The sequence below is a fragment of the Halomonas sp. BDJS001 genome (genome assembly GCF_026104355.1).
Taxonomy (GTDB): domain Bacteria; phylum Pseudomonadota; class Gammaproteobacteria; order Pseudomonadales; family Halomonadaceae; genus Vreelandella.
Window position 1 is genome coordinate 4,273,666 of the sequence record NZ_CP110535.1, and the last position, 14,330, is coordinate 4,287,995.

Annotated in this window: 14 protein-coding genes; 10 read left to right on the forward strand and 4 right to left on the reverse strand. The window is 52.7% G+C overall.

What is annotated here, in order from left to right:
- Nucleotides 1-24: 24 nt before the first annotated feature.
- Complete coding sequence (locus OM794_RS19865) at nt 25-1,386, reverse strand: tripartite tricarboxylate transporter permease (protein WP_226246724.1); 1,362 nt, start codon at nt 1,384-1,386, stop codon at nt 25-27.
- 2 nt (nt 1,387-1,388) lie between these two features.
- The gene (locus OM794_RS19870) at nt 1,389-1,622 is read right to left on the reverse strand and encodes a hypothetical protein (RefSeq protein WP_226246723.1); all 234 of its coding nucleotides are present in this window, start codon (nt 1,620-1,622) and stop codon (nt 1,389-1,391) included.
- 162 nt (nt 1,623-1,784) lie between these two features.
- On the opposite strand from OM794_RS19870, the gene OM794_RS19875 reads away from it, so the two are divergent.
- Nucleotides 1,785-3,158, forward strand: a complete 1,374-nt coding sequence (locus tag OM794_RS19875) for a PLP-dependent aminotransferase family protein (RefSeq protein WP_226246722.1) — start codon at nt 1,785-1,787, stop codon at nt 3,156-3,158.
- Between the two features lie 22 nt (nt 3,159-3,180).
- Here the strand turns inward: OM794_RS19875 and OM794_RS19880 are convergent, their stop codons facing one another.
- The gene (locus OM794_RS19880; protein WP_226246721.1) at nt 3,181-3,882 is read right to left on the reverse strand and encodes a GntR family transcriptional regulator; all 702 of its coding nucleotides are present in this window, start codon (nt 3,880-3,882) and stop codon (nt 3,181-3,183) included.
- Nucleotides 3,883-4,127: 245 nt separating this feature from the next.
- Between OM794_RS19880 and OM794_RS19885 the strand changes: the two genes are divergently transcribed.
- From OM794_RS19885 to otnC, 6 genes are all read left to right on the forward strand, one after another.
- Complete coding sequence (locus tag OM794_RS19885) at nt 4,128-5,552, forward strand: flagellar biosynthesis protein FlgA (protein ID WP_226246720.1); 1,425 nt, start codon at nt 4,128-4,130, stop codon at nt 5,550-5,552.
- Between the two features lie 50 nt (nt 5,553-5,602).
- Complete coding sequence (locus OM794_RS19890) at nt 5,603-6,571, forward strand: Bug family tripartite tricarboxylate transporter substrate binding protein (protein ID WP_226246719.1); 969 nt, start codon at nt 5,603-5,605, stop codon at nt 6,569-6,571.
- A gap of 112 nt (nt 6,572-6,683) precedes the next feature.
- The gene (locus OM794_RS19895) at nt 6,684-7,172 is read left to right on the forward strand and encodes a tripartite tricarboxylate transporter TctB family protein (RefSeq protein ID WP_226246718.1); all 489 of its coding nucleotides are present in this window, start codon (nt 6,684-6,686) and stop codon (nt 7,170-7,172) included.
- Between the two features lie 58 nt (nt 7,173-7,230).
- A complete protein-coding gene (locus OM794_RS19900; protein WP_226246717.1) occupies nt 7,231-8,721 on the forward strand; it encodes a tripartite tricarboxylate transporter permease in 1,491 nt (496 codons plus the stop codon).
- A 22-nt stretch (nt 8,722-8,743) separates the two neighbouring features.
- Complete coding sequence (gene otnK, locus OM794_RS19905) at nt 8,744-10,030, forward strand: 3-oxo-tetronate kinase (RefSeq protein WP_226246716.1); 1,287 nt, start codon at nt 8,744-8,746, stop codon at nt 10,028-10,030.
- Nucleotides 10,027-10,680 (forward strand): 3-oxo-tetronate 4-phosphate decarboxylase, encoded by a 654-nt coding sequence (gene otnC / locus OM794_RS19910; protein WP_226246715.1) that lies wholly within the window; start codon nt 10,027-10,029, stop codon nt 10,678-10,680. The genes otnK and otnC overlap by 4 nt, the downstream gene beginning before the upstream one ends.
- On the opposite strand, the gene OM794_RS19915 is transcribed toward otnC, so the two are convergent.
- A complete protein-coding gene (locus OM794_RS19915) occupies nt 10,677-11,183 on the reverse strand; it encodes an Lrp/AsnC family transcriptional regulator (RefSeq protein ID WP_226246714.1) in 507 nt (168 codons plus the stop codon). The genes otnC and OM794_RS19915 overlap by 4 nt on opposite strands.
- 213 nt (nt 11,184-11,396) lie before the next feature.
- On the opposite strand from OM794_RS19915, the gene OM794_RS19920 reads away from it, so the two are divergent.
- The 3 genes from OM794_RS19920 (at nt 11,397) to mgtE (ending at nt 14,318) form a co-directional block, all read left to right on the forward strand.
- Nucleotides 11,397-12,413, forward strand: coding sequence for a 1-aminocyclopropane-1-carboxylate deaminase (locus tag OM794_RS19920; protein WP_226246713.1), 1,017 nt, complete (start codon nt 11,397-11,399; stop codon nt 12,411-12,413).
- 132 nt (nt 12,414-12,545) lie between these two features.
- Nucleotides 12,546-12,887: a DUF6482 family protein gene (locus tag OM794_RS19925; RefSeq protein ID WP_226246712.1), complete on the forward strand. Its 342-nt coding sequence runs from the start codon at nt 12,546-12,548 to the stop codon at nt 12,885-12,887.
- 75 nt (nt 12,888-12,962) lie between these two features.
- On the forward strand, nt 12,963-14,318 hold the full coding sequence (mgtE, locus tag OM794_RS19930; protein WP_226246711.1) for a magnesium transporter: 1,356 nt from the start codon (nt 12,963-12,965) through the stop codon (nt 14,316-14,318).
- The last annotated feature ends 12 nt before the right edge of the window (nt 14,319-14,330 follow it).

Consider the following 14,330-nt stretch of genomic DNA (forward strand, 5'->3'; position numbering starts at 1 on the left):
TAGCGTCACTTAAAAAGGAAGTGTTCAAGCCAGCCAGCCCATTAGCCAAGGGGCGGCATAAAGAGTCATAAACTGCACCCCATAGTTCACGCCCCAGCGGTTTAATAGCCCCGCCACGAGCGCTAACACCGCGACCCCCAGAATGCCCATCACACCTGCATCCATATAAGCCAACAGCACGACCAGCGAGAAGAACATCGCCAGGAAGGCCTCATGAGGAATCCGCTGAAAAACAAACACGCAAATGTGCCGGGCATAGCGAACAGCGATGGGATACGTAATCAACAGCGCCACCCCAGCGCCCAAAATGCTGGCAACAGCGATTTCACCAAAGCTCATTAGGTGGTGGGCATTCTGTTCCAACGTAAGTACTGGCGGCGCATTAAAGAAGGCGTTACCTGGCCCAATCGCCATGGGGCTCATGGGGATGCCTAATGCCGCCAGGGGAATCAGAATGCCTGCGATATAAGCGGCATTGGTGACCGCATCCATTGAAGAAAGCGCACGACTAGCTTTTTCAACGGTACCCTTCACCCAGCTGGACATTACTTCGCCCAGGAAAATGGTGATTCCCACCGGACTCATAAAGAAAGTGGCCGAACCGAGCACCGAGCTGGCGGTTGCCGAAACAGCTTCTTGGCGGGTCAAAATTCGAAAAGGGTTAGGGAAGCGGCTCTTGTCATCACTATCATCGGCAGCATAGATTGTGATCGTTTTAGGTTCACCAGTAGCCATTTTTTGTCGCTCTTCACGCACGGTTAGCTGTGCCAAATTGAAGATCATTGGGCCTATCGTGATACCCAGGAAGAAAGAGATGAAGACAACCTGACCTTCAGGGATAACCCCCATACCCCAGTAGAAGTGGCGCAGTGCCTGTATCAGCGCAGCTAAAATCACGATACTGATCAAGCTGATCACTTTTTCACGGCTCATTAACGCCAGGAATATCGCGCCGACAAAAAATATTTGGCTAGCGTACTGGCTCAGCACATCCGCCAGAGGGGTTAGCAGGAAAGCCAGTAGCAAGCTCACAGGAATAGCAACAAGGGTGCCGATAACCGAACCCGACGCCATTTTGCGAATGGCCAACGTGGCGTGCCCTTCACGCTTCAGTATCATTGCGTGCTCAACCATGGGGGCTGACATCACACCACCGGGTATCCCCGCCACGGAAACGGGTATTGAGTCGGTAAGCTTTTTGGCTACGATGGCAGCCATAAAGAAAGCCAATACCACTGGCAAGGGAACACCTGCCACCACCAATGCTAACGTCACCGGGGCAAGTACTGCGGTCTCATCGGTACCTGGCGCCACTCCAATCGCGGTATAGACCACCACACCGATTAAAGCAGCCATTAACATCTGCAGAAGTAATAGAGCGTCCATGATTACGCCTCCCCATCAGTGTCGAGGTGTCGTTTCGGGCGTAAACAAACCGTATTAATAACAAACCCCAGCAGTGCGCCGCATAAGCCCACTATTAGAGGCATTGGCGCTGGCCCAGGGGTAAGAATGAAACCACCTAGTGTGAGAGGAGTGGAAATTACTAAGGCAATCAGCAGGTCTCTGCCGGTCACCGTATCGTCCCAAACCGTTAGGTAGGAAGTTGTTTTATTTGGCATGCCCATTCTCCGCGGAGATCATTATTAGTGTTGTATACCCAAGTAGGCTGGCCTTAGCTTGTGGAAAGACAAGGCGCTGAGTAAGGTACAGTGGTGCAAAGTGTATAAAGTACTGTACCTATAAAATAACAGGTACAGTTCCACCGCCATTGAGAGATATTCATGTCAAAATCTCATCAGGTCGCCACCACTCTTCTAAAAGCCATTGAAGAGGGGCGCCTCTCGCCTGGCACCCGGGTGGCTTCCATCAGAGAAGCCGCTAAACAATTTGGCGTATCGAAAAATACCGTGATTGATGCTTACGACCAGTTGGTAGCGCTTGGCCATCTGAGCGCCCGCCAGGGAGCAGGTTTTTTTGTTTCACGCCCCCGCCCATCGCCTATTGACGAGCCTACGCACGACCTTTCAGAGGCAGTGGATAGCGTATCGCTTCTTCGTGAGCAGTTAGTCGGCAATTTTGCGGTACGCGTGGGGGACGGCCGAGCGCCCGCAAGCTGGATGGGGGGAGCGGAGCTAACGCGTTTGGTAAGGCGTAGGAGTGGCTTACCGGATGAAATGAGCGACGTCGAGTACGGCATGCCCCAGGGGTACTCTCCACTGCGCGAAAGCTTAGCTATGACATTGGCTGGGCGCTCTATCCATGCATCACAGGATCAAGTCATGATGACCTTTGGTGCTAATCACGCCTTTGACTTAATCATTCGCCACTTCGTAGCCGCAGGAGAGAGTGTTCTGGTTGAAACACCGGGTTACTACCCTCTGTTTGGAAAACTTCGTCTCGCTAAAGCGAAACTGGTGGGCGTTCCACGCACGATCAATGGCCCCGACCTAGAAGAGTTTGAGAGAAAAGCCAAACAGTACCGTCCGCGTCTTTTCTTCTTGCAACCCAATGCCCACAACCCTACCGGTAGCACCATGTCGCTGAGTAATATGCATCGCCTGCTAAAGCTCGCCGACCACTATGGTGTCACCCTAGTGGAAGATGATGTTTTCGCTGACATACTGCCCAAAGGCAGCGCTCATCTTGCTGCGCTTGATGGGTTAGAAAGGGTTATTTACGTAGGCACTTTTTCCAAAACGCTCTCCACCGGTTTGCGCTGTGGCTATATCGCAGGAGGGAGATCCATCATTCGCGCCCTGGTCGATATTAAGATGCTCACTGTCGTAAACACTTCAACCTTCAATGAGATGATCGTGCATGAGCTATTAGCCAGAGGCCGCTACCGCCGCCACCTCGCACAACTGCGCGAGAGAGTGGCTAAAGCGAGTGCTACGGCGGTAAGAGTACTGGGGCAGATCGGCATTAATGATGTGACAGGATCCGGCGGCGGCTACTATTTATGGGCCAAAATGCCTACCCATATCAACACCACTGAGCTGGCTAAACAGGCATCAGAAAACGGCATTTTTATTGCGCCAGGCGCCATCTTTTCACTGCGCCCCGACAGTACCGATGCCAACTCAATGCGTATCAATATTGCTCATGCCAACGACCACCGTTTTCTGGAGTTCATCAGTAAGGCTCTCAACGAATAAACGTGTTGTAAATCAAACAGTACTAAGCCAACGGCTCCCCATTAGCATACTTAACCCACGTCTTGCCCAGGTGATTGCGTAGCTCTTGGCCTACACGTTCACCATCCCGCGCTTCCAAAGCAGCAAGAATGGCTTCGTGCTCTTCCATTGCCGTTGCCCATTTTTCATTTTTTTGATTTGAAAGGTAGCGGACACGATAAAGCTGGCGGCTTAGGTTGGCATGCATATCAATCAGCGTCGTATTTCCCGACAGCGCCACAATCCGGTTGTGGATATCTTGGTTTAGGCGAAAATAGTTCTGCCGGTCACGTCTTAAGAATGAAGCCTTCATCTCATAGTGGAGCGCCTGCAACTCCGCAATATCATCATCACTGGCGTTAGCGCACGTTAGCTCTGCTGCGGCCTGCTCAAGCACACTTAAAACATACGCCTTCTCTTTCATATCGGCGGGACTTACATCCGCCACCACGGCCCCACGGTTTGGTAATATCACCACCAACCCTTCCGCAGCAAGTATCTTCAGGGCCTCACGTAACGGGGTACGGGATACTTGAAGCTCAACCGCCAATGTTCGCTCAGGCAAACGTTGGCCAGGCTGAAAATGATCCATCACGATATGTTCACGTAAATAATTCGCGACTTTCTCCACAAGTCCGGGCTGATTTGGCTGGGCGACTTCTTCCATTGGCATGTTCACATAGTAAGCGAACGCCAAGAATGGCATACCAAAAAAATCCTTTCAAATAAATTACGTTAAAACGATTATTTTTTAAATCCATATTTATCAATGCCATAAATAAAAAAAAGACCTACTCAATACCAAAGTATTAACATCAACCAATTGACCCCCAAAATGGTATACCACTACATTTCATTCATAGGATTTCTGAAAGGCTCACCTCTTTAGCGCCATGGCGATAGAAAATGTCATCGCAGCAGTTTTACCAGTAAAGGGAATACCAACACCTTATGAACTACTTACAACATTTTGAAAAAGGCAAGGTTGTTGAGGCCTGCATCGCGGGCGCGGGTGACTTTGGGCGTGGCGTTCTGCGACAAGCGCGCCAAATGGAAAAACTATCAGCACGTATTGCAATCGATATTAATCCTGAAAAAGCAGCCGAAGCGTTGCGGCATGCAGGCATTTCTGACGCTCAGATAATGGTATGCCATTCTAAAAGTGACGCTGAAAAAGCGTGGCAAGAAGGGATGTTTATCGCCGCGGCTGCCTTTGAAACAATTCAAGCGCTGCCTTTCGATATTTTAGTGGAATCTACTGGCATACCTGATGTAGGCGCGCGCTATGCAGAAGCTGCTCTGCTCGCAGGTAAGCACGTTGGCATTGCCACCAAAGAGACCGAGTCGGTGGTTGGTTCCTATTTAACCCGCCTGGCTTATCAGCAGGGGCGACTATTCACTCCGTTGGATGGTGACCAGCCTAGCCTGCTTATTGGCCTACTCACCTGGGCCAGAACCCTTGGCTTTGAGATTATTGCTGCAGGTAAAAGTAGCGAATATGACTTTATTTGGGATGAGGCAAGCGACACCGTTACTTGCAACGGTACCGACTTTCCTGCCCCTGGCTTGAAAGAACTTTGGGAATTATCGCCAGGCCAGGAGCGCGATATGGTGGAAGCACGCAGCAAGCTACTCGCTGCGATCCCGCAAATTTCGGTGCCTGATCTGTGCGAAATGGTCAACGTAGCCAATGCCACGGGGCTACGTCCTGATCGCCCTGAGTTTCATGCCATGGTGCTGCGCACCACGGAAGTACCGACCCTGTTGGACATTCAGAACCAAGGTGGGGTACTGCAAGGGCTGGAGCGCTTGGAAGTGTTTAATTGCCTACGCCGACCAGATGAACTGAGCTTTGCAGGAGGCGTTTTTGTGGTCGTGCGCTGTGAAGATGCGCATGTTTGGTCTCTACTGAGGGATAAAGGCCATGTACTTAGCCACAGCGGCAGTAGTGCAATGATTTATCTACCTCGCCACTTGCTTGGTCTAGAAGCACCCATTTCACTTCTCGATGCAGTCATCAATAGTCAAACCTCCGGCGGTGGCCACGCCACGACACCCAGGTTTGACCTAACAGCGCGGGCAACCCAGCACATGAAAGCGGGCCAGCACCTCGAAATGCGCGGCCACCACAGGCACATCGAAGGGCTACGTCCAGAGCTGCATCCCGCCGCGGCGCTATCACCAGAAGCAAAAGTGCCTTTTTATCTACTGCCAGGCGCTCAAGTGATCCGCGACATTGCCCCCAATCAGCCCATTACCTTAGCGGATGTGGCACTGCCTGAATCAACCTTAAAACAGCTTCGTGAAAAGCAGGATCAATTGTTTCAACAAAACAACTTAGCTCCAAAAGCCGCTATCGACAGCACGCTAAACTAAACCTCCCTAACGGGAATTAAAAGCAATAACAATCAGATAGGAGAAACACTATGCTCACTAAGTCCACTCTCAAAATGGCAACACTCGGCGTCGCGCTGGTTAGCGTCGCCACAGCTATCAACGCCGATGATGCAGCAGATTATCCGACAAAGACTATCCAGTTTTTGGTAGCGGCAGGCGCTGGTGGCGGCACGGATAACTTCGCTCGTGTGGTTCGCCCGATGTTTGAAGAAGCCTTGGGCGGCGCAAATATTACCGTTATTAACCTGCCCTCCGCCTCTGGTGCATTGGCGCACCAGCGCACCGCTACTGGCGCAGCTGACGGCCATACCCTTGATTTCGCTTCCACCACCTTAGTAACGTCTTTAGCAGCAGGACAAAACCCAATCGGCTTAGATCAACTCACGCCCGTGGCACGGATGCAGTCAGATGTAATGGCATTATTCGTCAATCCAGAGCGTTACCCGGATTTTGAATCGTTCTTGGAGTACGCCAAGGAAAACCCAGGCGAGGTCACTGTGGGCGGCACCCATACCGCCAGCCCTGACCACGTTTCATTTCTGTCGTTGCGTGATGCATCAGGCCTGGATATGAATTTCATTCCTTACGACAGCACAGGCAATGCCACCGCTAATGTTCTGGGCAACAATATCGACGCGACCACCACGTCACTTAGCCCTTTGCTGAGCTATATGGAAGCGGGCCAAATGATGCCAATCCTGGTATTCAGCGATGAGCGTTTGGCCGATTATCCTGATGTTCCCACCACAGCTGAATACGAGTGGGATCTAACCGATGGCAACGACCGTGCAATTTTCGTCCACGCCGATACACCTGAACCGCTTCTAAAACGTTTAGAAGATACGTTTAAAAAGGTTTACGACTCTGAGGAGTACCAGACATACGCCGAGCGAGTAAACCTTACTTATCGTGAAGGCTGGATGGGCAGCGCCGAATATCGTCAGCGCCTAGAAAATAACTATGAACTCTATTCGCGCCTACTTAATAACGATCAATAAATATCGCATTAAGTGCTAAGTGAAAGCAGGCAATCAATTTGCCTGCTTTTTAACTCACTGGCTGGGACTATTTTTTCAAGTAGGCCCTGCCACGTTCCCTTCGGGGTTTATCATGCACGCCAGGATTTCTCTCTTCGCATTCGCGGTGGTGTTACTAGCACTGGTCAGTTTAGTGCCCACACTGCAGTTTCCCAGCTCCGCTGAGGTTTCTACCTTTATCGGCCCCCGCGTATGGCCTCTGACGCTAGTCATTGCGCTTCTTGGGTTGGGTAGCGCCCTGCTACTGATCACTTGGCGTGATGCGCAGCGAGGCACCACTTATGACGATGAACCGGAAGAAAAGAGTCTTCCTCAGAACGATCCAGTCACAGCTAAACGCTTTTCCCTAGCGTCCATGCGCCACTGGTGGCTGATTGCCGCCACCGTTATCTACACCTGGTTAATTAGCATGGTGGGCTTTTTCATCGCCAGTATCGCTTTTACATTGGTAGGTACGCTGCTGCTTGGGGCTCGCTCCTGGCGCACGATTCTAATTACCGTGGTGGTTACCACACTGCTAATGCAGGGTGTCTTCGTCATGCTGCTTGGCATCCCACTATGACACTTATTGTTACGAAGTTTGCCGATAACCGCTACTGCTACCTGTTTAGGAGTTAATGATGCTAGAGAATTTTCTAGGCGGGCTGGCTGTAGTGATGCAGCCACTCAACCTGCTACTACTTACTTCAGCCGTTTTTATCGGATTTATCGGTGGTGCGTTACCCGGCATCAGCGGCGTTATTCTGGTGGTTATCCTGCTACCCGTTACCTATGGCATGGACTCCACGACTGCCTTTATGTTGCTGACTGCCATCTATGGCGCGACTGTTTTTTCTGGTTTGATCACTGCCATTCTCTACCGTGCCCCAGGAACGCCGGAAGCGGTGATGACTGCCTTTGATGGCTACCCGATGACCCAGCAGGGCCAGGCAGGCAAAGCACTGGGCATTGGCGTACTGAGCTCTGCGATTGGCGGTTTAGTGGGTACCATTGCGTTGATTATCTTTACCCCAATGCTGGCTAAGATGGCATTAAGGTTCTCCTCCCCCGAATATTTTGCCCTTGCAGTGCTTGGCTTAACCGTTGTGGCCTCCTTAGGTGGCCGTCTGATCTACGGACTGATTGGCGCCACTATTGGACTGTTTATCGCCACCGTTGGTATTGACCCACTGACAGGCACCAGCCGCTATACCTTCGATAACCTGAACCTGATGGAAGGGGTTGGACTGATACCGATGATCGTGGGGCTGTTCGCCGTTTCTGAAGTGATGAAACGCTCCCTAGATCAAGACAGCCATCAGCCGATTACGAAAGTAAAAGTTAAAATCTTTGATCTACCTATCTTACGCCAAATCGGCACCACGCTTACACGCTCTTCTATTATTGGCGTCATCATTGGCATCTTACCGGGCATTGGCGCTAGCACCGCCGCCATGGTGAGCTATAGCGAAACAGTGCGTTGGTCTAAACATCCTGAGAAATTTGGCAAAGGGGCCCCGGAAGGTATCGCAGCGCCAGAGTCGGCGAACAATGCCGCTGCCATGGGCGCCTTAGTACCGTTGTTTGCCCTGGGCATTCCAGGTAGTGGCACCACAGCGGTCATTCTTGGGGCATTTATCATGCACGGCCTGCAGCCTGGCCCAATGTTTATGATGACCCACAGCAGCCTAATATATGCCGTGTTCGCGGGCCTGTTTATCGTCAACTTTATGATTTTGTTGTTCTCGAAGCCATTTATCACCCTGTTCACCAAGCTATTGAATGTGCCCTACTCGGCGCTCGGCCCGATCATTCTTATGTGTTGCATCGTGGGTACCTACTCGGTGCGCAACTCCATGTTTGATGTGTGGTTGATGCTTGGCTTTGGCGTCATGGGCTACCTGCTGGAAAAATTAAAATTCCCGCTGGTTTCGATCATCCTAGGCCTAGTACTAGGCCCCATTGCAGAGAGCGAGCTGCGCCGTACGTTGTCAATGTCCCAGGGAGATATATCGATCTTCTTTACCCGCCCCATCAGCGCCACCTTACTGGCCATTGCAGTACTACTGTTGGCAGTGACGATTATCTCGCCACTGATTAAACGCGCACGCATGAAAGCCGCCACTCCCTGAACCCTGACAACGGATGCAACGTATGACAATTGTATTAGGTGCTATTGCCGACGACTTCACTGGGGCCACGGATCTTGCAAATAACCTGGTGCGCGGTGGCATGCGCTGTCTGCAGGTGATTGGCGTGCCCCAGCAAGAGATCGACCTCGCTGATATCGATGCGGTGGTCGTGGCGCTGAAATCGCGTTCCTGCCCGGTGGACGAAGCCGTGGCGGACTCTCTGGCCGCCCTTGAGTGGCTTCGCCAGCAGGGGGTTCGGCAACTGTTCTTCAAGTACTGCTCCACTTTTGATTCCACCGACCAGGGCAATATCGGCCCGGTGGCGGATGCGCTGCTGGAAGCGCTAGGAGCGCATCAAACGGTGATGGTGCCCGCTTTCCCGATTAACGGCCGTACGGTTTACCAAGGCCACCTGTTTGTCGGTGATCGCTTACTGAACGACAGCGGCATGCAGCACCACCCGCTAACCCCCATGCAAGACGCGGATTTAGTCCGTGTACTCGCCCGCCAAACACCACACCCGGTGGGCTTAGCCAATCGCGCCATACTAGCTAAAGGGGCGGAGGCCACCCGTGCGCATTTATTATCACTGGCCGAGCACGGCATGCGCCATGTGATCTGTGACTCCTTGGATGAGCAGGATTTGGACGTGCTGGCCGAAGCTACCGTCTTGATGCCGTTAGTCACCGGTGGGTCTGGTCTGGGGCAGGCGCTGCCCGCTCAGTACCGTGCCCAGGGCTGGCTAGACACGATCAGTGAGCCGGGGCGTTTATCGCCTGCCTCGGGCGGGGCGCTGGTGCTCTCCGGTAGTTGCTCCCGGGCCACGCTGGCACAAGTAGCGGACTTTCTAGCCAAGCACCCTGATGGTGGCTTTTCCCTGGATCCGTTAAAGCTGAGCGAAGGAGACAAACAGTGGGAGCAAGCGCTTGCCTTTGCCTTGGAGCGTTTATCCAGCAACGCTCCGGTACTGATCTACGCCTCAGCGGATCCAGAGAAGGTCAAAACCGCTCAAGCTGAACTGGGCGTGGAACGTGCAGGCCATCTAGTCGAAGAGGCCTTGAGCCAACTGGCCGTCACGCTGGTCAACGAAGGCGTGGGCCGCTTGCTGGTCGCCGGAGGTGAAACTTCCGGCGCGGTGGTCTCAGCACTCGGCATTACTACCCTACGGATTGGTGAACAGATTGATCCCGGCGTGCCTTGGACGCAAACCCCAATGGCGGGTCGCGAAGCACCGCTGTCGCTTGCGCTGAAGTCGGGCAATTTCGGCGGCGTCGACTTCTTTACTCGGGCGTTTGAGGTGCTGGCATGAGCATCCACTTACATCGCCATAACAGCCTGCGAGAACAGATAAGCACTTTGGGCAAGTCGCTGTTTGATCGCGGCCTGACCATGGGCTCCAGCGGCAATATCAGCGTGCGGCTAGACGATGGCGGCTGGCTGATGACACCCACCAACGCCTGCCTGGGGCGCCTGGATCCTGCGCGGATTTCTCATCTTGATAACAGCGGCCAACTGCTGAGTGGCGATAAGCCTACCAAAGAGCAGTTTTTGCATATGGCGATGTACGAGGAGCGCCCGCAGTCCGGAGCGATTGTGCATCTGCACTCCACCCACTCGGTGGCGGTCTCTTGCCTGCCGGGCGTAGATCCCTGCGACTGCATTCCGCCACTGACCGCTTACTACGTGATGCGGGTGGGCAAGCTGCCGCTGGTGCCGTATCACATTCCCGGCGATCCTAAACTGGGCGATGCGGTGCGGGGCTTAGCCGGCAAACACAGCGCGGTACTGCTGGCCAACCACGGTCCAGTGGTAGCGGGGAAAAACCTCGAAGCGGCAGTGTATGCCACTGAAGAGCTGGAAGAGACCGCCAAGCTTTACCTATTGCTGCGGGGCGAGAACCCGCGGGGGCTAACGCAGGAGCAAGTGGCCGAGCTGGAAGCGCGCTTTCCAAAAGATTAAACCAACACCTTATGGGTAGAGACCACCTGTCGCAGCCCCATAAACGAGCGGATCTGGCGCACGCCGGGCAGGTAGAGTAACTGTTCGGCGTGCAGCCTGTTGAAGCTTTGGCTGTCCCGAGTGCGCACCAGCATAAAGTAATCAAACTCCCCGGTGACCACGTGGCACTCCATACAGCCCGACACCTTCTGGGCCGCCTCTTCGAAGGCGGCGAAGGATTCCGGCGTCGAGCGATCCAGCACCACGCCAATCAATACCACCATCCCCGCCTGGAGCTGTTCCGGGTCTAAATGGGCCACCACACGGCTAATCACCCCGTCCCGCTTGAGCTTTTCGACTCTTCTCAAACAGGCCGCTGGACTCAAGTTCACCTGCTCTGCCAGTGCCACATTGGAGAGAGTGGCGTCGTCCTGCAGCAGTTTGAGAATACGCCGGTCTGTACGGTCTAGCTCAGCCCACTGGTCATCAGGCTCAGCGCCCGTCCGCACCCTTTTTGAACGCACTATTATTTACCTCAATCACTTTTATGCACTATTTAAAAACATAATTTACCTTTTATAGCATTTTTTATTGCTTACAAGCAGCCAACTTTGCAACACAAAAATAGCGATGAGCACATACTATTAATAGCAGAGAGCACGCCAACTGTTCACACAAACCCTCGCCTAGCAACTTTATATACACCGCACTCAAACCCTGAGCAGCAGGAGCTTGTTATGAACCTCGAACGCTTCCCCCGTTACCCACTCACCTTTGGCCCCTCTCCCATTACTCCGCTAAAGCGGCTAAGCGAACATTTAGGCGGTGAAGTAGAGCTCTACGCCAAGCGTGAAGACTGCAATAGCGGCCTGGCCTTTGGAGGTAACAAAACACGCAAGCTTGAGTATTTGATTCCAGAAGCGCTGGAACAGGGCTGCGATACGCTGGTATCCATTGGTGGTATTCAATCCAACCAGACCCGCCAGGTTGCAGCGGTGGCCGCTCACCTGGGTATGCAGTGCGTGCTTGTTCAGGAGAACTGGGTTAACTACTCCGATGCGGTGTATGACCGGGTGGGCAATATCGAGATGTCCCGCATCATGGGCGCCGATGTGCGCATGGATGACGCGGGGTTCGATATCGGCATTCGCCCCAGCTGGGAGCAGGCGATGGAAGATGTGCGCCAGCGGGGTGGTAAGCCCTTCCCGATTCCCGCAGGCTGCTCCGAGCACCCTTACGGCGGTTTAGGCTTTGTTGGCTTTGCCGAAGAGGTGCGCCAGCAGGAGAAAGAACTCGGCTTCACGTTTGACTATATCGTGGTGTGCTCGGTCACCGGCAGCACCCAGGCGGGCATGGTGGTGGGGTTTGCCGCCGATGGCCGTGCCCAGCGAGTGATTGGCATTGATGCCTCTGCCAAGCCTGAGCAAACCCGTGAACAGATCCTGCGCATCGCGCGCAATACGGCCGAGCTGGTGGAATTGGAAGGCGGTATTAGCGATGACGATGTCATTTTGGATACCCGCTACGGCGGCCCCGAGTACGGCCTGCCCAACGAAGGCACGCTGGAAGCCATTCGTCTCTGTGCCCGTCTGGAGGGTGTGCTTACCGACCCGGTTTACGAAGGTAAATCCATGCACGGCATGATCGATAAGGTGCGCAACGGTGAATTTCCCGCGGGCTCCAAGGTGCTCTACGCCCACCTAGGCGGCGTACCTGCGTTAAATGCCTACAGTTTCCTATTTCGTAACGGTTAAGTAGTAGAGCACCTATCTCTAACCGTCTGATCCAGCGCTTAATAAATAGCGCCGTTCAGACGGTTACTACTGTACAAATAAAGCACACCCTTTAGGCTTGGCGTATAGGATATTCACTTATGAGGATACGCCATGTCTTCAGCACTTCCCGCACATATTACCCTTGACGATCTTGCGCACTGTTCCGCACCGCTCCCCGAGGTTGAGGTACACGGACTCGATTTGGGCTGGTACATCGTGCGCTTGCACCAGGGTAACGCTACTAGTTTGCTCATTGACCACGACGGGGAGACGCAACGTTTCACCGGCACCCAGTGGATTGGTCGCGCGTTAGCGCCGCTTGGCTTCACCCATGGCACGCTGACCTGGGCCGAAGCCGCCGATGAAATGATAGGTAGTGATGTGCCCTCCGTCTCCGCTCACCAACGCCTAGCCTACGGTGTTCGCGTGGCTTTCAACCAAGCCAGCCTATAAACTCACCAAAGCGAGCCGCCGAGAGTTTGCAATTTTATTGCCATGAACACCTAGTTTCCAAAAAGGACGGACGCTATGCGCGATGATGAAAAATATAGCAATAACGAAGAGCAGCTACTCTATCTACAAAAGCTGTTAGACACTTCGGACACAGCGGCTCTACAAGCGTTCTTCACTGAACTCGATATTTTAGATATTGCGCGAACACTTGAATCCTTTCCGGCCAAAACGCGTGACTTCCTTTGGGAATATGTACCTGACGATGTAATTGGTGAAGTGCTTGCCGAAGTTGATGAAGATATCCGTGCTGACTACATCGAGGATTTATCGGCCAGCGACGTAGAGCAGATTGTTAAAGGTTTGGATGCTCAAGAAGTTGCGGAAGTACTGGATGTTGCTGACGATGCTATAAAAACCAGCGTTTACGCCAGCCTGGATCAGGATATTCGTGCCCAGGTTGAAAATCTTCACGCCTATGAAGATGACGTAGTCGGCCGTTACATGGATCCTGAAACGGTCAACGTAAAGCAAGGTGTTTCTTTAGAGGCCGTGCAGCGCTATATACGAATTCATCACTTGCTCGACGATGAGTCGCAGCAGATCATGATTACCGATAAGGATAAGCGTTTACTCGGCACTTTGACCCTGATTGATTTAATCAAACAACCACAAGATGCCGTGGTTGATGATTATATGGATGACTTTTTCACCCTCAATGATCAAATGAAAGTTAGTGATGCAGCAGCACTACTGCGCTCAAAAGAACTTCACTTTGTGCCCGTTTGCGATAGCGATGGGATATTAGTAGGGCAACTAAACTCTGCCGATGTTTTAGAAATTACCCAAGAAGATGCTGACATGACATTGAAACACATGTCAGGTGTGAGTAACGAAGAGGAAGTCTTTACACCCGTCTTACGCAGCGCAAAAAGTCGCGGCATTTGGCTGGGTATTAACCTGTTAACGGCTTTTTTAGCTGCATTCGTTATCGGCCAATTTGAAGCAGTATTGGATCAAATCGTGGCGCTGGCCATTTTGATGCCGGTGGTAGCAAGCATGGGCGGCATTGCCGGTAGCCAAACCCTCACCGTGGTTATACGCGGCCTGGCGCTGGGCCAACTGGCAGGCAACAACGTTCGCTGGCTGTATAACAAAGAGATGTGGGTAGGTATGAGTAACGGCCTGGTTTGGGCGTTAGTGGTGGGCTTGATTGCCCATCTCTGGTTTGGCGACCCCATGATTACACTGGTGATCACCCTGGCCATCTTTATCAATATGAGCCTCGCCAACTTATCCGGCGTACTCATCCCCATGGTGTTGAAAAAGCTGCAGATTGATCCCGCGTTATCCGGTGCGGTTATTTTGACGACCGTTACCGATGTGGTTGGCTTTTTATCATTCCTTGGGCTCGCGACGCTGATTATTTTGTGACTTGTTCATTCC